This window comes from Lacticaseibacillus salsurae (genome assembly GCF_045862175.1).
GTDB classification, from domain to species: domain Bacteria; phylum Bacillota; class Bacilli; order Lactobacillales; family Lactobacillaceae; genus Lacticaseibacillus; species Lacticaseibacillus salsurae.
Genome location: NZ_BAAFZI010000040.1, coordinates 1 through 22,773, shown reverse-complemented (window position 1 = coordinate 22,773; position 22,773 = coordinate 1). Strand labels below are relative to the sequence as shown.

The following is a 22,773-nucleotide window of genomic DNA, read 5'->3' as shown; positions in this document are numbered from 1 at the left end:
TTCACTAAAGCCGAAGCTTTAGATCCGAGATTTACTAGCGAATTGACTTCGCTCATGTTTAATTCTTTTCAATTAAGAAAAGCCCTATCACATTTACGAAACTTTGTTCAGTTTTCAAAGGACTACCTTGTTGATAGTTGCAATCAACTTCATAAGTTTATCATAACTATCAGCTCGTTGTCAAGAAAAAGTTTCAAGAACTTTTTCAGTGAAGCGCTTCAAACGCCCCTGCGACAACTTTTATATCATACCAACATTTTCAGAAAGTGTCAACAACTTTTTTGCTGACCTTTTTGCAAACGCCGGTGTTATCAAAAAGACAACTTTGATATCATACCAACCCCTGTCATTAGCGTCAAGGATTTTTTGCAATTAAGTTTTGCAAACTGTCGCACCCGACAAAAAAGACCAGCACTTGGCTGGTCTTGGATGGGACTTTAAGCTTTGGTGATAACGGTTTGGCCGCCCATGTATGGCACTAAGACATCTGGGATCGTGACACTGCCGTCAGCGTTTTGGTAGTTTTCCAAAATGGCGGCAACTGCACGGCCGACTGCTAAGCCAGAACCATTCAACGTGTGCACGAATTGCGGCTTGCCGTTTTCATCACGGTATTTGATATTGGCACGGCGCGCTTGAAAATCAGTACAATTGGAGCAACTGGAAATTTCACGGTAACGATCTTGCGCTGGTAGCCATACTTCCAAGTCATTGGTTTTGGCACTGGTGAAGCTAGCATCCCCAGACGCCAAAGTGATCACGTGATAAGGCAAGCCCAGCTTTTGCAGCAAGTCTTCAGCGTCATGGATCAGGTTGCTCAATTCATGCCAAGAGTCTTCTGGCTTACAGAACTTGACCATTTCGACTTTGTTGAATTGATGCATGCGGATCAACCCACGGGTATCGCGGCCGGCAGAACCGGCTTCAGAACGAAAAGCTGGCGACAAAGCGGTGAATGATTCAGGCAATTTATTCGCGTCAACGATCTCGTCGCGATGGAAGTTGACCAACGGCACTTCTGCCGTTGGGATCAAGGTCATGTTTTGATCGTCATTGGTGATGCTGTACACATCTTCAGTGAACTTAGGGAATTGGCCAGTGCCGTACATCGAATCATCATTGACCAAATAAGGCGTGATCATTTCGGTATAACCTTCTTTATAGTGTTCGTCTAAAAAGAAGTTGTACACTGCTCGCTCCAAACGCGCCCCAGCACCGATATAGTAAACAAAGCGCGCACCAGAAACTTTGGCCGCCCGTTCAAAGTCCAAAATGCCTAAGTCTTCGCCGATTTCAAAGTGGGCTTTAGGCTTGAAATCAAAGGTTGGGATCGTCCCCCACTTATATTCTTCACGAGCGTCGTCTTCGTTTAGCGACATGGGCACATCATCAGCTGGGAAGTTTGGGAGGCGTTCTAAGATCTGCTTGATCTGTTCGGCGACTTGTTTGAGTTGGCCATCGAGTTTGCCGACTTGTTGGCCGACTTCACGCATGGCTTTGATTTGTTCGCTGGCATCAGCTTTGGCGCGCTTAGCTTTGGCGATTTCATCAGAAACGGTGTTGCGGCGAGCTTTTAAGCCTTCAGTTTCTTGAATGATCGCGCGACGTTGTTCATCTAAGGCCAATACTTCGTCGATTTTTTCAGGCTTCACACCACGAGCGGCTAATTTTGCCTTGGCCCAGTCTGGCTTTTGACGCAATAACTTGATATCTAACATCTTATCCTCCTATAAAAACACAAAAAGAGCCCCCATCCGTTTGGGACGAAAGGCTCTTTTTTCCGCGGTACCACCCAAAGTTCAGCCAATTGGCTACACTCTGCTGGGGTAACGGATCCGACCGTGCATGATTAATGCCCACTCTTGCGCTGGAATATGGGGATTCGAAGCTCGCACCGACCGCTTCGTCTCTGACTCCCCAAAATAGGCGCTGTTATTGTGTTTGTTGCATTTAGAATAACGCATCTTGCCTGCTTTGACAACTAGTCTTCAAACGCCTCGGCATCCAGTACCGTCACTTTGCGCCCAGGGCCTTGTTTGATCACCTTGGCCGCTTCCAATTCCCGCAATTTGCGACTTAACGTTTCTGGCGTGGTGCCTAAAAACTCAGCCAATTCCTTCTTCTTCATCGGCAAGGTAAACGTTGGCCCTAACTCTTCGGCTAATTCGCCAAGATAATGCGCCAAGCGGGTGGCAACATCAGCCGTGGTCACCAAAGTCGTTTGCGTCTCTAACGCAGCGATGCGCTGCGCCAAAGCCGCGATCACTTGACTGGCAATGGCCGGATATTGGGCCAACAAGGTTTGAAAGTCTTTTTTATATAAGACACAAGCGGTCACTGGCGCCATGGCCACAGCTTGGGCTTGATGTTGTTGATCCATCAACAAGCCTTGGTCGCCGTCAAAATCTCCCGGATGCAACACCCGCAACAATTGCTGGCGGCCATCGGCACTAGAGCGCACGATTTTCACCGCACCAGCATGCAAAATATACAACGCATTGGCTGGGCTATTTTCCAAATATAAGGTGCTGTTGGCCGCAAAATGGGTATGATGCACCAACGCTTCGATTTGTTCTAACTGCGCATGTGGAAGCGGCTTGAAAATCGGCACCGCCGCCACACACAAATGTTCTGGCTTAGTAGTCGCCATCGCCACTCACACTCAATTTGTCATCCCAGATCTGCCGCAAAGTCGAATACAATTCGCCATACCAGTCATTAGATGACGTGGAAGCCCATTTAAAGGTCAACGCGTCACCTTTCTTTTGTTGCACATCTGGCACAGTTGACGACATGATCACCAAGTCGGCTTGATCAAGGCTTTCTTCATTCGGTGACGATAATTCGACCCAAGGTTGGCTCATTAAAAAGGCCAACAAATCGATGTAGCCCAGCAAGGTTTGTTCGATCACCACCGCCACTTTGACTTTGACTGGTGGGACGAATTGCACCACCAGTTGCAACACATTGCGGTAAAAGCTATCCGTCAACACATCCAAATGATCAGAAAAATCATCCAGCTCATGGCTAAAGACGATGTGTTCCAAAGTTTGCCGAGTTTTCTTGCGCAAGGTCGGGTTTTCTGGCATTTGATGCAACTTGCCATTGACTTCATAAGCAATGGTTTCAGTCAGATCTTCGCCAAATTCCAAAATCGACACGGTCACTGCCAACAAATTCGCCAACAACATGTTCATCGTCGCTTTTGGCAACAAGCCATCGGCGATAAAGCTGACGGGCAACTTGGTCAAAAACTCGGTGACTAGCGTGTAGATCTCTGGGTTGTAGCGTTCAAAGCGCTTCACCACTGTCGACGACATGTCAGTCCCAGTGGTCACATAAAATGGCAAGAAGTTGAACAAGAAGAACAACGCCGCGGATTCGCCCATTTGTTCGCCAATGGACATCGGGCCAAATTGTGGTGCTGGGTCAAGTTGTTCGCTTAATTCTTCAAACACATTCGGCACTGGGTACTTCAACGCAAAGCGGTTGCCTTGCAGTGACAAACTGTGGCCTTCTTTGGCACGTTGTTGCGCCACTGCCCCATAATACATCGCGATTTCACGCGTAACCAAGTTGGGCTGGCCCATATCAAACATATTGATGATGGCATCGATCTCGCGGCCTTTTTGCTCGCGATCAGCTTCTTCAAATGGCCAGCCGGCGCCATCAGTGGCCATCCAAAAGATAATGGTCAAAAATACCCGGATGCGTTTTTCATCACCTTGCAAGCTCAACGTTTCATAAGAAAAACGCACGCCAAACTTGCGGGCAAAATCACGTACCGGCTTTAAATGCCGCAGCATGGTGGCTTTTGAGGTGTCTTCATGTTCCAAAAAGTCTTCAAAATTCTCATAGCGATGATACAACAGCGCTTCTAAGAACTTGTAAGGCTGGCCTTGTTGGACAAAAAACAACCGCACTTTAGAAGAAGGTTCATTAAACAGTTTTTTGGTGGGCGCATCTTTGTGGTGCGTCATGATCTCTAAGGCTTCGACTAAACCATTATAGGTGTTGTAAACACTGCCGTAGTTGCGGCCAGTCAATGACGCGATCTGTTTAAGATTCACGTCTTTGACCAGCGGCTTGTTGTCTCGTTCCAGCGCTAAGCGGTCTTCAACTGGCGTTTGGGCGACTCGTGCGTTGACGATGCGCCGAAATAGGCTCATTTTTTCAGTTTCAGACATTGACAGGAATATATCTTCCCGACCTCGCATATAGAATTCCTCCAGTGATAAAGTTGACAATTATTCTAAAATAATTATACCCGCATTCAATACCATTTTTCAAATTAACTTTTATGAAAAATGACGCCGCCGCCAAAACCCCATCAAAACCGCGGCTATTTTCGGAAATCATCCCTGATCTGCCTCACCGCTCACTTTCAACTTTTCCGCCGAATTTTTGCAGAAATGCAACTGGGCGTAGTCATTTGGCAAACCGCTCGGCTGATAAGCGGTCATGATTCGCTTTGAAGAATGCGGATACATGGCTGAATTTTGTTCAGACGATCTGTTGGCTTAACCCATCGAGATGCACATTTTGTATGATTATCGATTACACAAATGCAATTTTTTGACGCGGGTTCAAAATTTAGGAAACCAATTACATCTACAGTGGCTCGACAGGGTTGAATCGCCTTGCCGCGAAACCACAACTAACCAGTAGTATTTTTTTGACAATTTGATATAATGACTTTGGAAAATGGATCAAAGGGGTGACACCATGCAGTTTGAAGCGGTATTTCTCGAAAAAACCGCCCAGCAAAAAATCGCTTTATTAGCCGCTTTATGCCGCCGCGTTCATGCTGGGATCACGATCGCCGACTTGGCAGAGCAGTTGGGCTTCACTTATCAGCGCGCCTATAATTTATTTCAAGAACTTAATGCAGATCTCGCTGATCTATACCAGCAAACGCCTGCAGACATGCGTGAGCGCTTGATCCAAGCGGCGCCGCACAGCGTTTCATTAGACTTATATATCACCCAACAGTTTCAAGACGCCTTGGCTTGGCAGTTTTTTGATGAGGTGGTGCAAGGCCATCAGCCCAGTTTGGATCGTTTTTGTGATGAACATTTTGTGTCACGATCGACTCTGATGCGCAAAACCGCCAACTTGCGGGCATTTTTAGCGCGGTATCATTTAAAGCTGGTGTATCCGACGCTGACTTTTGTCGGGCCTGAAGCGTGCTTGCGCTTGTTGTTGCAACAATGTTATTGGCAAGCCACCCAAGGTGCCACTTGGCCGTTTGTGGCGATCTCCCAAGCAGATCTGCTGCATCAATATCAACAATTCCCGCGTTTACATACCAATGTGTTAGCCCAACACATGGACTTGTACTTACTTGCCGTCAGCCGCATTCGCATGGCGCATGGCGCCGCGCTAGACCATCAAATCGCTAACTTGTTGCCTGATGCCAATGCCTACTTCACAGCCAGCCAGTTTCCCCACTTAACCGCTGAGCAGTTGGTTTATGAAAATCAATTTATCGCCTTTCACCAAGCCGCTGCACTGCGGTTTGGCCATATCGGCTTGAGTGCTTGGACCAAGCGCAAACAACGCTTGACTACCGCCACGCCAACTGCCGCCAAAGTGTTGATGATGATGCAACACGACTTGCTCAACCCTACTGATCCAGGCTATGTCGCGTTACACACCGATCTGGGGTTACAACTGAATTTATTGCGCGTGTTGGCGTGTTTTTTGAGTTTAGGGTGTGATTACTGCAAAGCCAGTGATTTTGACGCGCCGAAAAAAACCAGCGTCAGATTGAATCAGTTGAGCATGCGGGTGTACACCTTTGTGACCAACTTGCCGCAAACGCCAGAATATGCCGCGTTACACGCGTCAGCGCATGCCTTTTGCCGCTTTGTGATGTATGTGTTAGGGCCTGCGATCAATGCGTATGATCCCACGGTCCGCTTGAAAGTCGCAGTGGTATTGGAGCCAAATGATATTTTGCATCGACGGTTACATGCTTTTTTGGACAATATCGGGTTTGTCGATCGCTTAAAAGATGCCGATGCCTTGAACCAATGCGACTTTTTGATCACCGAATCCAGCATGTTGATCGCCCCGAAAACCAAAGCCTTCACCACCAACTATCCAGAAGCGTCGCTGATTTGGGACTTGGATGCCAATGGGAGCGATTATCATCACTTATATGAAAAACTAGCCGCCTTGCACAACAGCCGCTTGGTGGCGTTATCCCCTAGCTTGGCACCTGATGCCTAACCACAGTTTAGCCAAACGCAAAAGCGCCCATGCGCTGCGATTCCGTTTTTTTAGAATCGCGGTGCATGGGCGCTTTTGCGTTTTGGACAAATGGCACAGCCAAGTTTCAGTCAACCTGTGGCCGAATGTGGCTGGGTATTTTGTTGACACGCATTTTGGGCCAAATGCCGCATGGCGGCGGTATGATACAAATCGTCCAACCGCCGATCGTCATTGCCTAATTCATACATTACAATGGTCATCACTTCAAAATTGGTGAAAAAGCGGCCGTGACTAGGCATGGTTTGCAACCACTGGGAAAAAGCCATTTCAAAATCGTCAACCGTTTGACCTAAGCGGCCCAACAGCTGTTTGAGCAGTTGCTTTTCAAAATTGGTGACTTTCAACCAAGAATTATGGTAGTTAAAGGCTTTCAGATCAACGTCGTTTTGCACGTCGAGTTCTGAATACATCAATTGCATCAAGGTTTTGATCGCGGCGTGATCGTGATGGGTGCTAAATTCTAACTTCAGCTGATGGCGCAACAACAACGCCAGATAATCAGGGTCGCCTGCTGCGTCAGTTTCCGCTTGCTCCAACAACGCTTGCACCAACGGGTACCCTTGCAGGTCAGTGCGATAGGCCATGCGTTTGGCCAGCGGGAAATCGATCACCCCAGGCAGATAATATTCATGGATCCATAACCAATCGTCAATATCAGCCAAGACTTTGCGCGCCTTGGCGGTCAACTCATTGCCAGTGGCCACAGCTTGTAAATAGCCATGGCTTTGTAACTTGGCGAAGGTTCTGTGCGGATCGAGATGATAACGTTCCAGCCAGCGCGGATCTTGCAGCGTTTGCTGGGCATCAGCCATCGATACCATGTATAAAAACACCTTAACCTCTGGGGTCATACGCATACTGTCGCCTCCACTTCTTGCTACTCAATTGTAGCGAGTCAAGAAAGCGTTGTCAATCTTTGCTGATGGCAAGCTAACTCTTGGCGAATACATCAGCCTGACAAAAAGCCCACCGGCACTTGCCGATGGACTGAGGTTATGGTTTGGGTGCTTCTTTGCGATGATCGCGATGCGGCGTTAAGTCGATTTCATCAAGTGATAACAAATGCGTTTTGTGTTTGAGCTTGTACCATACCGTCAACACGATAAATAAGGGGATGGACATATAAGAGATCAACAAGCGGTCCCAAGCGAAATGGGTCACCGAGCTGATATCTTGCCCTAAGATCACGATCAAACTCATCACGATCGCTAAAATCGGCCCGATCGGGAACCACTTGGCATGATAAACCAATTCAGACAATTTGTGCCCTTGTGCCACAAACGCCCGCCGGAAGCGGTAATGCGACACCGCGATCCCTAGCCAGGCTAAAAAGCCAGTCAAGCCACTAGCCGCCACTAACAACTGGTACACATTCGGCCCTAAAATACTGGACAAAAAGGTCAACGCGCCCACTGCCGTGGTCGCTAACAACGCCGGTAGCGGCACGCCGCGGTTATTGGTTTTCCCAAAGATCTTTGGGGCAAATCCAGAGTTGCCCATCGCCCAAAGCATGCGCGTCGACGCGTACATCCCTGAATTAGCCGACGACAACACTGACGTTAAGATCACCGCGTTCATCACACTGGCTGCGCCGGCCAAGCCGATACGCTTAAACACCAAGGTAAATGGCGAAATCGCCACATCAGACGCTGAAGCCCCAAGCAAGTTCGGGCTGGTGTATGGAATGATCGCGGCGATCACGGCAATGGCGAGAATATAAAACAGCAAGATCCGCCAAAACACTTGCTTGATGGCTTTGGGGATACTGATCTCAGGGGTTTCCGATTCCCCAGCCGTGATCCCGATCAACTCCGTGCCTTGAAACGAGAATCCAGCCACCACAAACACCGATAACGTCGCCGGCCACCCGCCAACAAATGGCGCGTCGTGATAATGGTAATTGGCAAAGCCGATGTGTTGTCCACCTAAAATGCCAAAAATCGTCATTACCCCAACGATCAAAAACACGATCACGGTGATCACTTTGATCAACGACAGCCAATATTCGGTTTCGCCAAAACTTTTGACGGAAATAATATTGATCACAAAAATCAGCAGCAAAAATGCCAAACTGATCATCCACCCAGGGATCGCCGGTACCCAAAAGTGCATCACGATCGCCGTGGTGGCAATGTCTACGGCAACGGTGATCGCCCAGTTGAACCAATAATTCCAGCCTAACGCAAAACCGACTGCGGGATCGACAAAGCGGCTAGCATATTCAGAAAAACTGCCAGACACTGGAATGTAGGTGGCCATTTCCCCTAAGCTGGTCATCAGGAAAAACACCATCACCCCGATGCCTAAATATGCCAAAATCGCGCCGCCTGGACCAGCATTGGCAATAGCGCCACCGCTGGCCACAAACAAGCCAGTGCCGATCGATCCCCCTAAAGCGATCATCGACAAGTGCCGCGTTTTCAGTGAGCGGGCCACTTGATTATGTTCAGATTTATCTGCCAAAACGAAACTCCCTTATTTGACCAAAGAAAAAGCGCCGCCAAGCGCGCGCCAAAATCGGGTTCATTAGCACATCGCCAAGCGACAGTCCAAGCGGTATTCCCGACTTGTCCCAAGTTCGACCGGTGTGGCGGCTTCCCTTTCGGCGTCAATGCCTTTAAGCAACTTTCATTGTGGCAACACCCACCAAAGCAGCTGACTGATCATTGACGCGACCTCTAAAGATTGGATTCAATTTTTTTCAAATTACAGTATAGCAAAAAGCCGCCAGCAGATGCCAGCGGCTCTCACGGCACTCTCACTTACTTCTCAGCAAGTTCGATATCCGCAACGATTTGATCACTATCAAGGTCTAATTGTTGAAATTCAAGGTCATTCAGCGGCAAATGCAGATCCAAGCTGTCAAACGCTTGTAGCGCCAAGTCAGCTTGGGCAACATCTGCATGCAACAAATGCCCGCCAAATTCATGATCATCGCTTAAAAAGTGCAAGTGAAACCCAGGCGCTGCAGCCCCGGCAAATAACTTCGGCGAATAATAGCCGATGATCGTGCCGGTGACATTGGCTTTGGTGAACACACTTTGTGCTTGCGCGGTGGCTTTAAGCGTCGGGTAAGGCCGCTTTTGCCCAGCCACTGCCCGCGTGGTAACTTGCGCAAAGGTCCCTGTCAGCTTGACGGCAGAAAACACATTCAACGACACCAATTTTTGGGCCAACGTGTCGCGCAACTGCGCATCCCCCACCTCATGCAAACGACCTGCTGGCGTGAAATCAGCGTGATGGACATTGGCAAAAGGCACCGTTTCGCTTTCAGCGACTTGGCGCACTTTGCCAGTGGCGGCCACTTGATACACTGTGCCGTGTAAAATGATCAATTCACCATCTAAGCCAGCCAAGGTCCCGATGCCGGTATCTCCGTGTTGCAACAAGTCGTGAAGCGACAAGGTCCCGCCAAACAAACCTGGAACTAAATTGGCTAACGTGCCATGTTGATAAAGTTTCATCGTCATCCTTTTTGCTGGCGATCAGAATTGATCTTCCAACATGTCTGCAGACAGCTTTAAATTATCCGAATAGTCCACTGGAATATCGACCACCACTGGGCCGTCAGCGGCAAACGCTTGATCCAAAATGTCACCAAGTTGTTCTGGCTTTTCAACGCGTAAACCAGTGGCGCCAAAACTTTGCGCATACTTAACGAAATCCACTGGGCCAAAGTCAACGCCGGCAGAGCGGCCATATTTCATTTCTTCTTGGAATTTCACCATATCGTAATGGCCATCGTTCCAAATAATGTGGACCAAGTTGGCGTGCAAGCGCACGGCTGTTTCCAGCTCTTGGCTGGAGAATAAGAAGCCGCCATCCCCAGAAATGGAGATCGCCTTTTCATTCGGGCGCACCAACGTCGCGGCGATCGCCCAAGGCAACGCCACCCCTAACGTTTGCATGCCGTTAGAAAACAGCAAGCGGCGGGGTTGGTAGCTGCGGAAATGCCGCGCCATCCAAATGTAAAAACTCCCCACATCCACCGCCACCGTCATATGCTCGGTGACGCGTTTTTGCAGTTCGGCGACGATACTTAACGGATGGGAATATTGCTGATCCGCTAATGCTGGTGGCACGTCGCGTTCCTGTAGCTTCGCTTGTTGGGCTTGTAAGTACCGCTTGGCACTAGGCGCGACTTGATAGCCACGCACCAATGGCGTCAAGATCTCCAAGGTTTGGGCAATATCGCCGATCAGTTCGGTTTCTGGCTGGAAGTTGTGGTCGATTTCAGCTGGCGCTTGATCGATCACCACGATGCGCGCTTTGCCATCAGCGTTCCAGTTACGCGGTTCATATTCGACAGGGTCATACCCGATTGTGATCACCAAGTCAGAGCGTTGCAACAACTGATCGCCTGGTTGGTTGCGGAACAAGCCCACACGACCAAAGAAGTTGTCTTCAAGATCAGCCGAAATGATCCCTGCGCCTTGGAACGTTTCCACGACTGGCAATTCGCTGACAGATAACAATTCACGGATGGCTTTGGTGACCGCCGCACTAGAAGCGCGCATGCCTAATAACAACACCGGCAATTGCGCATCTTTGATCTGGCGCGCCAAATAAGTCATATCAGCAGGACTGGCAGGGCCAAGCTTTGGCGCGTTCATCGCACGGATGGCTTCAGAAGTGACTGGCGCATCGGTGACATCTTGCGGTACGGACACAAAGCTAGCCCCTTGTTTGCCAGATTCGGCGGCTTGATAGGCATTGGCAATGATTTCAGACACGTTATCAGGATCTTGGACTTCGGCCGAATATTTGGTGATCGGTGCAAATAAGTCGGCATTTTTCATGCTTTGATGGGCTGAGCGCAACAGATCGGCACGCTTGACTTGCCCGGAAATCGCCAACACTGGGTCGCCTTCCGCATTGGCGGTGACCAAGCCAGTGGCTAAGTTAGACGCCCCAGGGCCAGAAGTGGTCAACACCACGCCAGGTTTGCCAGTGATCCGGCCGATGCCGCTAGCCATGAAGGCCGCATTTTGTTCATAGCGCGCCACGATCAATTTCGGAGCTTTTGGGTTGGTGGGATGTTCCAGCTTTTCAAATAAGCGGTCGATTTTGGCCCCAGGGATCCCGAAAACGTAATCGACCCCGTGATTTGCTAAGCTATCGACGATCAAATCTGCGCCGTAGCGCTTTTCTTCTGACATGTTGTGCCTCCTGTCGGTTTATCTGTCATATACATTACCACGGATGTGTATTAATGCAACTAGAAGATTCAAATGAAACGTTGCACAATATGGCTTTCACTGTTTCATTTTCATAAATTATCTGTATTCATATCGTGGTTTATCAACGACTGAAGCGTTTGCATTCATCGCTATCATAACTGCAAAATTTCTGGCGCACAACTTTTTTGCAAAAAAAACGCCAAGGCACTTGGCCTTGGCGTTTGCATTAATCTTTAAGGGTCTTGCTGATCTTACCGATGCCTTGTTTGGGATCGGTCATTTGGAAATCAAAGTCGTACTTTTCAAAGATATGTTTGAGTTTGGCATAATTATCTTTGTCAAATGAACTGATATTGCCGTCGATTTTGCCGACTTCAGCTTTGCGGGCTAAGTTCATGAACGCCTTCAAAGCCAATTGGGCCAAGCCCATGTTTTGGAAATCATAAAACGCTAAGCGGCTTTCACTGCCTAAAGTCTCCAACACGGTGATATGCATTTTGTTTTGCCAACGGTCGGTATCAAACAACAATTGAGATTGGAACTCAGCTTTTGAATGCCCATATTTGTCGACGTTTTCAAACGGTGTATACACCGAAATGGTGAAACTTTTGGCCGGTTTGTCAGGCTTGTAGTCGGTATAAACGATGTATTGGGTCGCCTTCGATTGCGAGTCTGACTGGGGCTGATTCATGCTGGATAAAATGGTAAGTTGGTGATCGCGTTCAATTGCGGCCATACGTTTGGCATAGACCTGATCATACTCTGTTTGGGAACTCATACTGAAACCTCCACCTGAAATGTTGATTTCATTATAGCATTATCTATTGCATCCCACGACCGTTCTTTTCAAATTGAAATGAAAAAATAATTTTGCGTTCAGGAAACGATAAAAAAGTGACTTTTCATGCAATCGGCAAGCGCCGAAAATAAGCTTCAACCTGTTGTCCGCCTTGCTGCAGCCCAGCTGGGATCGGCACTTGATACTGATAAATAAAGCGATGCGCCTGCAGCAAATTGATCGAGCGCTGGTTGTCAGGATACACTGCCGCCCAAATTTCAGTGACGCCAGCCAACCACAAAAAATCACACATTAATTCCAGCGCCTCTGCCATTAAGCCTTGCCCCCAATATGCCGGCGCCAGCGCATAGCCTAATTCGCGGGTCAAAAACTCAGGATCTTCAGGATCTTGGGCGGGCTGATAAGCCCCGATATTGCCAATGACTTGATCATTTAAGCTAATGGCAAAATCTGTGTGTTGCGCGCGCATGCGGTTGATGGCGGCTTTGGCGTCATCAAGGCTTGCCAAAGGCGTCATCCCCGCTGGTGCGCAAACTTGCGGATCTGACGCAACTTTCAAATAAGCTGGCGCATCTGCCAATGAAAAATCGCGGATCACGATGCGTTTGCCGACTAAATGCATGTCGCCACCTCCTTAATTTCAGTGTAAAGCATTCAAGCGCCAGGCACAATTTCAGCGCGAAATAAGAAAAAACCGCTACTTGAGCAAATTGCCCAAGTAGCGGTTGGTCGTCACGGCCGTAGACGACGAAAGAATTACTTCTTAACTTCAGTAAAGGTAACGCGTTTGCGCAACTTTGGAGAATACTTCTTCAAAGAAAGACGGTCTGGCGTGTTACGCTTATTTTTGGAAGTCAGGTAGATCCGTTCGCCGGTTTCAGCGCATGCAAGTAAAATGTTATCACGCATGTTCTTCACCTCGCTTTTAGATTTAAACTAACTTATTTATCATACCGAATCTCAAGTTTTTGTCAAGGAATTTTTCTTGACTAAGCCGTGGCGGTATTCAAAAAAGTTTCCAAGTTACGCGACTGGTTCACCCGAGCCAGCGCTTTGGCAATGGCATAAGTGGCATCCGCTTCTTGATCGCCAAGCTTCTCCATAGCTTGGGCGCGCAACGCATACAACTCATCCAGCAAAAACAGTGAGTCATGACTAACTGCCACTTCAATGCCAGCCCCCACATGTTTGAGCACTTGTTGATATTCGCCTAATTCAAAGTAAATGCGCGCGGTATGCCAATAAATGGTCAATTCCACATCTAGATATTTGGCTTCTTTCAGCGGCATCCCTTTCAATAAACCCAGCGCTTGATCGATATACACCCGCGCGCGTTCTTGGGCGCCTTTTTCCGCATAAGCCAAGCCCAGACCTAAGGTGGCCATGATCGCCAACAAATCGCGTTCGCGTGTCACCAATGGGTTGAGCACCCGGCCGAAGTAGTAGATCGCTTCGTCTGGGGCTTTTTCAGCAAATAACTCGATCATGCCACGGAAGTAGTAATAGCGCTTTTTATCGTCGCTATTTTTCAACTTATCCACATTTAACTTTGCCAAAGTCTCTTTGGCGGTGGTAAATTCGCTGTGTCGCACCAGCTTTTCCACTGCAGATAAGATCTGTTGCGTTTTATCGCGGTTTTCCACCACGATATCCGCCATTGTCACCCCTAAGCGCTCGACTAAGCGCACTAAAATGTTCATGCTAGGCACTTTGTTGCGTTTTTCGATCAACGAGATCGTCGCTTGCGTGCAAATGCCTTTGGCCAACTCTGCTTGCGATAAACCTTTCAACTTGCGGTAATGACGCACACGTTCCCCCAGGATGCGTAGCGCCGGCTGTGTCTTTTGCATGACGTTCACTCCCATACTTTACTCATTCACAATCATATAAGTCATGAAAATATCACTGTGTTACCGTGATTATACTGAAAAATATTGTTGCTGACCAGTATTATTGTCACGTCACACTGAAAAGCGCCTATTATCTGACTTTTGTTTGTGAATTAATGACGGTTTACATGAGGCTTCAATGACAGGGTTGTCATCGCCGTTAGAAAACATTCATTTTCAAACGTGATGATAGCGCTGTTTAGAACGGGTCTAACTTGCAACGCAACAGTCTTTTCCAACAGGTCACTTAGAATCCTAAAAAATTATTCAAAAAAGTCGAAAGTTCAATAAGCGTCGATGATCTTTTGCAAATAATCCACCACCACTTGCGGCATATCTGCGCGCATGATGCAAGCTTCTAACAATCGCGAGCGGTTATACCAGCGATTCCAAAAGGCTTGCGATTCTTGCGGCTGCACATGGCGCAGGCGTTTTTGCCAAGCCGTCAAGGTCATCACCAACGACTGGGCGTAAAACTGATGCATTGACGCTAAGTTGGTCAAATATAACGCAAAGCGCTGGTCTTCGCCGTAGATCAGCGGATGCGCCATGCGCTGCCAACCCGTCAACGCCACCATCATCAAAAACACTTTTTGGGCACGGGTCAAAGAATTGACATCACTGAGTTCATCTAACAAATTGCCGATATGCGTGTACGCATGGGCCCAGCCTTTGTTTTCCACATAACCGCGGCCATCTTGTTCTAAGGCGATATAAGTGGCCACTGGCAACATCAAGTCGCTGTAGTCTTGCGCAGATAACACATGATAGGTGTTGCGGTCGGCATAGATCACGGCACTTAAGATCATCACCGCAAACGAGCGTAAGAACACCGCATCGTTATCCGGTTCTAGAATATGGGCAAACAACACATCTGGCGCTTGTAGCCGCTTGAACAACCACTGGATCTGAAGTGGCGTCGCACCGCCGCCTTGCAGCCAATCGCCTAACGTGAAAAACACGCCTTTATCGCGCACTGCCGGTTCCAAACTCCCTAAATGATCGACCAAAAAACTGAGCTCATCATCACTTAACGTCGGCATTTTTTGCCCTTTGTTGCGCGTATTCAACGCTTGGATCTTCGCCAGCGCCGCGATGCCGTCACTAGGCACGATCACCGGCGTGGCGGCAGCTGGGGTGATGTTGGCCATGATCTTTTGGATGCTGGCGGGCAAACTGACAAATTTCTTGCCTGCCAACAGTTGTTCATATAGTGGTTGTAATGCGTGATACGTGTTTGCTACTTCGTCCATGAGTGCTCCTATAATAAAATCGGTCGGGTGATTTTTTCCGTTGGGTGCGCTAATACCCACCCAAAATCGTCGGCAGTGATCGGCTTTTCAACGCGCATGCCCGATTGCGCCATGATGGTAAACGCGTAATCATGCGCCAAGGCTTGTTGCATATAAGGGGTGATCACGCTTTGAGGCATGCGGCCATTCAAGTAGATGCGATAGCCAGGGTAGCGTTCAAGCACCGAATCCAACAAATTGAAAATGCGCTCGTCATGTAACTGCCGCACGGTGACGGCCATGGCCACGCGTTCGCGAAAGTTGCCTAAAAACGCCCGCTTTTCATCTGGTTTGATTGTCGGGATCCCTAACGCCTTGGCTTTGATAAATTCATTGAGATCGTCAGCCATCGTGTCACCTCCTTATACATTCAATTTTAACACAGCCAGCTTCAAGGACCTATTTTAACGCCTTTTAAGTCGCCGCTGTCACGTCATTTGGCTAGACAGTGTCGCGGTGAGAACATTTTTTGCGATTATTTTTTTAAATCATGGCATCAAAAAAACGGCGCGATCTGCGCCGTTTTTAGATTACCCGATGCCGCCATCCATTTCCATGCCGATCAGCCGGTTTAATTCCACCGCATATTCCATCGGCAGTTCTTTGGTGAACGGTTCAACAAAGCCCATGATGATCATTTCAGTGGCTTTGGCTTCTGAAATGCCACGGCTCATTAAGTAGTACAGCTGCTCTTCTGAGACTTTGGAGACTTTGGCTTCATGTTCCATCGCTGCCGTCGCGTTGTGGATCTCGTTATACGGAATGGTGTCGGATTTGGATTTTTCATCCATTAAGATCGTATCGCATTCCACATGACAAAAGGCATTGGCCGCTTTTTTGGTAAAGCGCACCGTGCCGCGATAATCCACCCGTCCGCCATTTCTGGCGATCGACTTGGAAATGATGTTGGAGCTAGTATTTGGCGCATTGTGGATCATCCGCGCGCCATTATCTTGGTCAACGCCTTCGCCGGCTACGGCGACAGATAGCATCGTGCCGCGCGCGCCTTCACCATCTAAGTAAACGCTTGGGTACTTCATGGTCGTTTTTGAGCCTAAGTTCCCATCGACCCATTCCATTGTGGCATTCTTTAACGCTTGAGCCCGCTTGGTTTCCAGCGAGAAAACGTTTTTTGACCAGTTTTGAATGGTGGTGTAGCGACAATAAGCATCATCTTGGACGAATACTTCCACCACCGCCGCATGTAGCGAATCGCTGGAGTAAGACGGCGCAGTACAGCCTTCCACGTAATTGACATGGGCGCCTGGCGCCACAATGATCAAGGTGCGTTCAAATTGGCCAGAGTTTTCGGCGTTGATGCGGAAATATGACTGGATCGGCACATCCGTTTGGACGCCTTCAGGAACGTAAATAAACGAGCCGCCTGACCACACGGCGGAATTTAACGCCGCAAACTTGTTGTCAGTCGGATGTACCAACGTCCCGAAGTATTGTTTGACCAAGTCAGGATAATCTTTTAAAGCTGAATCCATATCTTCAAAAATGATCCCGAGTTTTTCAAACTCATCGTGCATGTTGTGATACACCACTTCAGATTCATACTGCGCTGAAGCCCCAGCTAAATATTTGCGTTCCGCTTGCGGCACGCCTAAGCGATCAAAGGTGTTTTTGATGTCGTCTGGCACGTCATCCCAGTCTTTATACGTTTTATCGGTGGCTTTGATGTAATAGCGCATCCGGTCTAAGTCCAGATCCGACAGATCAGGGCCAAAGTCTGGCGCTTTCATCTTTAAATACGTGTGATAGGCTTTCAAGCGAAAGTCCAACATCCATTGTGGTTCTTGTTTTTCCGCTGAGATCGCGCGGACGATATCTTCAGTCAAACCGCGGCCAGTGTCAAACACTGGGTCGATATCATCATGAAAGTCGCCAGGATTTTCGGTTGGTAAGAAATCAACGGTATCGGCTACGGTTTCGTTGTTTTTGGTATTTTTGGTTTCAGGCATTCGCTTCACCTTCCGTTAAAGCTTGGCTGGCGGCTTTCCAAGCGAGCATCGCGCATTTGACCCGCGCTGGAAATTGATGGACGCCTTTTAAGATCGCCGCGTCGCCAAGCAAGTCTTCGTGATCATTCTCCCCATCGATGACCAGATCTGAGAATGTGGCCACCATGTCTTGCACTTCATCTGGGGTGTGGCCGATGATCTGTTCTGTCATTAAACTGCCGCTGGCTTGAGAGATGGTACAGCCGCTACCAGAAAATGCGGCATCTTTGACTTTGCCGTCAGCGACTTTAAGATCTAGCGTCAACACATCCCCACAGCTGGGGTTGCGCAAGGTGATCTCATGCGTCGGTGCGTCAAGTTTGCCGTGATGGCGCGGATGATACGCTTCATCCAAGATCACTTGCCGATACATTTGATCCAGTTTAGTCAAGCCCATGGAAGTACCTCCTTGCAGCACTCACTGCCGCTACTAACTGATCCACATCAGCGTCATTGTTGTACACCCCAAAGCTAGCGCGAGCCGTCGCTGGGATCCCTAAGCGCGCCATCAGCGGTTGGGCACAGTGATGCCCAGCGCGCACGGCAATATTTTGTTCATCTAAAAATGTCGCCAAGTCATGCGGGTGGATGCCTTGCAAGTTGAAGCTGACAGTGGATAAGCTGGCGTCGCTACCATACAACACGATGTCAGGAATTTCGGCTAAGCCGGCGCGTAGCTTTTTGACCAGCCGGTTTTCGTCAGCCATGACTTGTGGCATGTCCAGTTGTTGCATGAAATCGATTGCCGCACCTAAGCCAAAGACTTGGGCAATATTTGGCGTGCCAGCTTCAAATTTCAACGGCACTTCCGCCCAGCTAGTGGTTTGATCTTGCACTTCATCGATCATTTCCCCGCCAAATTGCACTGGCGGCATTTGTTCGAAGAATTCATAGCGGCCATATAAGGCGCCAGAACCAGTTGGCCCATACATTTTGTGCCCAGAAAAAGCATAAAAATCCGCGTCAATGGCTTGCACGTCTACTGGCATATGTGGCACGGCTTGGGCGCCATCGACGACGAGATAGCCGCCTTGGGCATGCACCAGATCAGCCAGTTGCCGCACTGGCACTAAGCCGCCAGAAACATTGGTCACTTGCGCCACGGCCAAGATCTTGGTTTTTGGCGTGATCAGCTTTTTGAGTTGGTCAACGTCGGTGTCGCCATCGGCTTTCACCGGTGCGATCACAAAAGTCGCCCCAACGCGGTGGGCCAATTGTTGCCAAGGAATGAAGTTGGAGTGGTGTTCCGCACCAGACACCAAGATCTCGTCGCCTGGTTTGACCACCATTTGGCCAAAACTTGACGCCACCAAATTCAACCCGTCAGTGGTACTGCGAGTGAAGGTGATCTCTTCTGGGCGCGTTGCATGAATAAAGTCCGCCACTTTGCCGCGCACCGCTTCAAAGCCTTCTGTGGTGTTATAAGCCAACTTGTACAAACCGCGATGGACATTGGCATTGTCGTTAACATAGTAGTCTTGTAGCGCTTTAAGCACACTGGCTGGCTTTTGGCTGGTGGCAGCAGAATCTAAGTACACCAAATTCGGATGGGCTTCAAAAAATGGAAAGTTCTCACGCATCAGCATTCACCAACGTTTCATCGATTGTCTTAAACAGTTCATCGCGTAATTCGCCATCAGCGATCTCACTTAGACCCGCTTCCAAAAAGCCGCGGATCACTAAGCGCTTGGCCACAGCTTCTGGGACCCCGCGACTCATTAAATAATACATTTGCACCGCGTCAACACGCGAAACAGAAGCGGCGTGGCCGGCAGTGACATCATTTTCATCGATCAATAAAATCGGGTTGGCATCCCCGCGCGCCGCTTCAGACAACATCAACACGCGATTTTCTTGTTGCGAGTCGCTACCGCGCGCGCCTTGAACGATATGGCCGACGCCATTAAAGGCCAAGTGGGCTTTATCCACTAACACGCCGCGTTGGTTGATATGGCCGACTGTTTTTTCACCATAGTTGGTGATGCCAGTGACATAGCCGACATGTTGCTTGCCAGAAGCCAACACCCCAACATTCACGGTGGCTTCAGCACCAGCGCCGTTGAGATCGGTGGTCAATAAGCTGGCCCCGGAATTATGCGAAAAACCGGCCACCGTCCAGTTCAAATGCACATCTTTGCCTAAGCGGGCATAACGTTGCAAGATCACGGTTTCGGCGTCAAAGGCGTCATAGGTCAACCAGTCGATTTGCGCACCTTCATCAGCGTCTAATTCCACAGAGACGCCTAGCATCTCGCCACTAGACGCCCAGCGTTCTTGTAAGGCCACATGGGCATTGGCGCCGACATGGATCAACACGTTGCCCCCAGTGGTTTTGGGGCCGACGATCTTGATCGGTGTGTCATCGCTGAAGTTTGCTGGGATCGTGATCTCAGTTTGAGATTGCGGCGCGGTTTGTAGCCACGTATCCAAACTGGAAGCTTCAGTCATTGCTAACGGTTGATCAACTGAAACCGCCACGCTTGCCGGTGCCGCCACTGTCGCTTTGGCCGTTGTTGTATCTTTGGTTTGTTTTAAGTAACGCGCCAAAGGGATCTTTGGCGTATCAGGTAAAGACATTTCAGGCATTGGCGTCACCTGCTTTGAGGTGTTCGTAGCCGGTTTTCTCCAATTCTTTTGCGAGTTCGGCGCCACCGGTTTCAATGATCTCGCCGTCTTTCATGACATGGACGAAATCAGGCACAATGTAATCCAATAAGCGTTGGTAGTGCGTGATCATCAAGGTCCCAAATTCAGGGGAGCGCATTTTGTTGACGCCATTGGCCACAATCCGCAACGCATCGATATCCAACCCAGAATCGATTTCATCAAGTAAACCGAATTTCGGCTTGATCATCATCATTTGTAAGATCTCGTTGCGCTTTTTTTCACCACCGGAAAAGCCTTGGTTCAAATAGCGATCCGCCATGTCTTCAGGCATTTTCAAAAAGTCCATGGTGGCATCCAGTTGCTTAAGGAACTTCATGATCGAGATCTGATCATCGTCAGCCCGGCGCGCATTGATCGCCGCGCGAATAAATTCGGCGTTAGTGACCCCGGCGATCTCAGCCGGATACTGCATGCCCAAAAACAAGCCAGCACGAGCCCGTTCGTCGACGCCTTTATCTAAGATCGATTCGCCATCGATAGTGATATCGCCTTGGGTCACCAAATATTTGGGATTGCCCATGATCGTTTCGGCTAAAGTTGATTTCCCGTTGCCGTTAGGGCCCATCAGCGCATGGATCTCGCCGGTCGAAACGGTTAAGTTGACCCCTTTGAGAATTTCTGGATGTTCTGGTTCTTCCTTAACTTTGACGTGTAAATCACTGATCTTTAATGTGGTCACAACCGTCGCCTCCTATGTATTATGTGGATAATGCCTATTGTAAGATAATCGATTGCGCACGGCAAATTTCAAGTATCACCGAATTGTCATTAAAATTGTGAAAATAAGCACCCAAAAGCCATTCACAGCGCTTTCTTAGATGAATAAAAAATTTGAAAATAATGTGAGTCGCGGGTGTGCACAACATTTTGCACTGATTAGCACAAGTTTGTGGCAAAAAATGTCACGCCAAAAACGGTTTTGTCACTTGGCTTCCGCCTGTCGCAACAACTGCACAAATAATGCCCCAGCAGCACTTAACTGGCGATAGGCAAATACCGCTGTTAAACGCTTTTGCGTCATGTCAGTGGGCAATTCGATCAACTCACCTGATGCGATTTGCGCTTGCACGCAAAACTTTGGCAAAAACGCCACGCCTAAACCAGAAATCGCAGAATTACGGATCGCTTCAATACTCCAAAGCTCCATATTCGGCTGCAAGCGAATGTGTTTAGCCGCCAAGTAGTCATTGAACAACTCCAAATAACGCGCATGGGGATCATTCATCAATCCGCACACCCTTAAGGCGCGATTTGGCGTGATGAAATCTTGTTGATCCAGTGATAACGCCGGGCTGCCCACCAACGCCAGTGCATAAGTCCCATAAACTTCGGTGTGGATGCTTTGTGGATAATCACGCACATCATAATGCACCGCGATATCCACTTGCTCATCTACCATTTGGGCATAAATGTCGTAACAATTCAGCACCCGGATCACCAATTCCACATTTGGGGCCGCTTGTTCTTAGTGTAAAGTATTCCTCGGGAGGGAAAAGTAAGTAATAGGATACCCCGAAAAACGGTTTGACAAAAGAAGACCGCTTGTCCTCTAATTGAGTTACCACACAACAAGTAGAGAGAAGCGATCTTCCATGGAACCAATTGTAACAGTAGCGAGTGAATTATTGAAGTCCACTGAGTCATTTATTCAATTTGAGGAGGGATTGATCCCACTAATCGCCCAACTGGTTTGTGCCGCGGTAGCACAAGCGCTAGAAGCGTTTGACGCTAAGCTGTGTCTTGGCAAAGCAGATTGGCAAATTACACGCAAGGACAAGCGCTCGATCCAGTGTTTGTTTGGCACAGTCCAGTTTGAGCGCCGCTTGGTGATCGACGCTTCTGGTGTACAAAGTTATCCGCTTGACCAAGCGTTAGGGATCTCTCGGGGACGGCGGTATTCCCCATTATTTATGGCACGCGTAGCGGAGCTGTCATCAGGTGCGGTGTTGCGCACTGTGGCCAAAGCAGTTTCAGCGTTGACTCCAGGTTCGATTAGCTTCCAGACGGTGGGCAAGCTGTATCAGGAAGTTGGTCGAGACATCGCGGAAGTTGAACAAGTCGAAGCCGCCGCAAAGCCCGCACCGAAAGCTGAGCGTGCAAGCGTCCCAGAATTGCTCATCGAAGGCGACGCCTTTGAGACCAAGATCAAACATCATCAACGGATCAACGTTCATCGCCTGCAGGTCAGCGAAGGCGTCTACGTGAATGGAAAGCGACATATGCTTATCAAGCGGCACGTCATCAGCGGCTTGGACCGCGAAGTGGTCTTTAGTCGGATGAAGGCATATTTGGATGCGCATTATGACTTAGCAAAAACCCTGATCATTAGCGGCAGTGACAACGGCAGCGGCTATGAGCCGGACACCTTTAGCGTCTTTGCCCGCAGTCACAGAGGTCAAAAGCAACACGTCCACATTCTTGATGTTTATCATCTCAATCAAAAGCTTAAGCAGCGCTTCAGCGTCATGCCTGTGGAGTTGAAAACCAAACTTCGGGCCGCCGTTTTTAGTGGCAATTGGGAGCAAGTGGAATTGGTCATGGATACGGCAGAATCGATCGCCGCTGAAATTGAAGATCAAGACGCAGCGGAGAACGTCGCCAGTCTTCGCAAGTATCTGGACCGCAACTGGACGAGCATCGTACCAATCGCGGACGGCAAGTGGC

Annotated in this window: 20 protein-coding genes, 1 pseudogene and 1 riboswitch; of the genes and pseudogenes, 2 read left to right on the top strand and 19 right to left on the bottom strand. The window is 48.8% G+C overall.

The window, feature by feature from the left end:
• Positions 1-437: 437 nt before the first annotated feature.
• From serS to ACKTSG_RS10540, 3 genes are all read right to left on the bottom strand, one after another.
• The gene (gene serS, locus ACKTSG_RS10550) at positions 438-1,718 is read right to left on the bottom strand and encodes a serine--tRNA ligase (RefSeq protein WP_407894572.1); all 1,281 of its coding nucleotides are present in this window, start codon (positions 1,716-1,718) and stop codon (positions 438-440) included.
• Between the two features lie 263 nt (positions 1,719-1,981).
• The gene (locus tag ACKTSG_RS10545) at positions 1,982-2,650 is read right to left on the bottom strand and encodes a Crp/Fnr family transcriptional regulator (protein ID WP_407894570.1); all 669 of its coding nucleotides are present in this window, start codon (positions 2,648-2,650) and stop codon (positions 1,982-1,984) included.
• On the bottom strand, positions 2,637-4,187 hold the full coding sequence (locus tag ACKTSG_RS10540; protein WP_407894568.1) for a helix-turn-helix domain-containing protein: 1,551 nt from the start codon (positions 4,185-4,187) through the stop codon (positions 2,637-2,639). Before ACKTSG_RS10540 ends, ACKTSG_RS10545 begins: the two co-directional genes overlap by 14 nt.
• A gap of 517 nt (positions 4,188-4,704) precedes the next feature.
• On the opposite strand from ACKTSG_RS10540, the gene ACKTSG_RS10535 reads away from it, so the two are divergent.
• On the top strand, positions 4,705-6,234 hold the full coding sequence (locus ACKTSG_RS10535) for a helix-turn-helix domain-containing protein (protein WP_407894566.1): 1,530 nt from the start codon (positions 4,705-4,707) through the stop codon (positions 6,232-6,234).
• Between the two features lie 110 nt (positions 6,235-6,344).
• Here the strand turns inward: ACKTSG_RS10535 and ACKTSG_RS10530 are convergent, their stop codons facing one another.
• The 16 genes and pseudogenes from ACKTSG_RS10530 to ACKTSG_RS10455 all read right to left on the bottom strand — a co-directional run.
• Complete coding sequence (locus ACKTSG_RS10530) at positions 6,345-7,133, bottom strand: hypothetical protein (protein WP_407894564.1); 789 nt, start codon at positions 7,131-7,133, stop codon at positions 6,345-6,347.
• Positions 7,134-7,269: 136 nt separating this feature from the next.
• Positions 7,270-8,679, bottom strand: a complete 1,410-nt coding sequence (locus ACKTSG_RS10525; protein WP_407894574.1) for an amino acid permease — start codon at positions 8,677-8,679, stop codon at positions 7,270-7,272.
• Positions 8,680-8,795: 116 nt separating this feature from the next.
• A riboswitch (Lysine riboswitch) is annotated at positions 8,796-8,965 on the bottom strand.
• Between the two features lie 73 nt (positions 8,966-9,038).
• Positions 9,039-9,746 carry an acetolactate decarboxylase gene (gene budA, locus ACKTSG_RS10520; protein WP_407894562.1) on the bottom strand — a complete coding sequence of 236 codons (708 nt, stop codon included), beginning with the start codon at positions 9,744-9,746 and terminating at the stop codon, positions 9,039-9,041.
• Between the two features lie 15 nt (positions 9,747-9,761).
• Positions 9,762-11,435 carry an acetolactate synthase AlsS gene (gene alsS / locus ACKTSG_RS10515; protein WP_407894560.1) on the bottom strand — a complete coding sequence of 558 codons (1,674 nt, stop codon included), beginning with the start codon at positions 11,433-11,435 and terminating at the stop codon, positions 9,762-9,764.
• Positions 11,436-11,682: 247 nt separating this feature from the next.
• Entirely contained in the window at positions 11,683-12,234 is a 552-nt protein-coding gene (locus ACKTSG_RS10510; protein WP_407894558.1) for a hypothetical protein, read from the bottom strand.
• Positions 12,235-12,358: 124 nt separating this feature from the next.
• Positions 12,359-12,877 (bottom strand): GNAT family N-acetyltransferase, encoded by a 519-nt coding sequence (locus ACKTSG_RS10505; RefSeq protein ID WP_407894556.1) that lies wholly within the window; start codon positions 12,875-12,877, stop codon positions 12,359-12,361.
• Between the two features lie 134 nt (positions 12,878-13,011).
• On the bottom strand, positions 13,012-13,164 hold the full coding sequence (gene rpmG, locus ACKTSG_RS10500; RefSeq protein WP_054718962.1) for a 50S ribosomal protein L33: 153 nt from the start codon (positions 13,162-13,164) through the stop codon (positions 13,012-13,014).
• An 80-nt stretch (positions 13,165-13,244) separates the two neighbouring features.
• Positions 13,245-14,105: a helix-turn-helix domain-containing protein gene (locus tag ACKTSG_RS10495; RefSeq protein ID WP_407894554.1), complete on the bottom strand. Its 861-nt coding sequence runs from the start codon at positions 14,103-14,105 to the stop codon at positions 13,245-13,247.
• 323 nt (positions 14,106-14,428) lie between these two features.
• Complete coding sequence (locus ACKTSG_RS10490) at positions 14,429-15,397, bottom strand: DUF2785 domain-containing protein (RefSeq protein ID WP_407894552.1); 969 nt, start codon at positions 15,395-15,397, stop codon at positions 14,429-14,431.
• A gap of 8 nt (positions 15,398-15,405) precedes the next feature.
• The gene (locus ACKTSG_RS10485; RefSeq protein ID WP_407894550.1) at positions 15,406-15,786 is read right to left on the bottom strand and encodes a DUF1694 domain-containing protein; all 381 of its coding nucleotides are present in this window, start codon (positions 15,784-15,786) and stop codon (positions 15,406-15,408) included.
• A gap of 180 nt (positions 15,787-15,966) precedes the next feature.
• Complete coding sequence (gene sufB, locus ACKTSG_RS10480) at positions 15,967-17,403, bottom strand: Fe-S cluster assembly protein SufB (protein ID WP_407894548.1); 1,437 nt, start codon at positions 17,401-17,403, stop codon at positions 15,967-15,969.
• On the bottom strand, positions 17,396-17,839 hold the full coding sequence (sufU, locus tag ACKTSG_RS10475; protein WP_407894546.1) for a Fe-S cluster assembly sulfur transfer protein SufU: 444 nt from the start codon (positions 17,837-17,839) through the stop codon (positions 17,396-17,398). The genes sufB and sufU overlap by 8 nt, the downstream gene beginning before the upstream one ends.
• Complete coding sequence (locus tag ACKTSG_RS10470; RefSeq protein ID WP_407894544.1) at positions 17,826-19,022, bottom strand: aminotransferase class V-fold PLP-dependent enzyme; 1,197 nt, start codon at positions 19,020-19,022, stop codon at positions 17,826-17,828. Before ACKTSG_RS10470 ends, sufU begins: the two co-directional genes overlap by 14 nt.
• Positions 19,015-20,028, bottom strand: coding sequence for a SufD family Fe-S cluster assembly protein (locus tag ACKTSG_RS10465; RefSeq protein WP_407894542.1), 1,014 nt, complete (start codon positions 20,026-20,028; stop codon positions 19,015-19,017). The genes ACKTSG_RS10470 and ACKTSG_RS10465 overlap by 8 nt, the downstream gene beginning before the upstream one ends.
• Positions 20,021-20,788, bottom strand: a complete 768-nt coding sequence (gene sufC, locus ACKTSG_RS10460; protein ID WP_407894540.1) for a Fe-S cluster assembly ATPase SufC — start codon at positions 20,786-20,788, stop codon at positions 20,021-20,023. The genes ACKTSG_RS10465 and sufC overlap by 8 nt, the downstream gene beginning before the upstream one ends.
• A gap of 243 nt (positions 20,789-21,031) precedes the next feature.
• A pseudogene (locus ACKTSG_RS10455) lies at positions 21,032-21,559 on the bottom strand (substrate-binding domain-containing protein); the annotation flags it as partial.
• A gap of 142 nt (positions 21,560-21,701) precedes the next feature.
• Here ACKTSG_RS10455 and ACKTSG_RS10450 point away from each other — a divergent pair.
• Positions 21,702-22,773 (top strand): ISLre2 family transposase (locus ACKTSG_RS10450; RefSeq protein WP_407894538.1); only part of this gene is annotated, 1,072 nt, incomplete at its 3' end.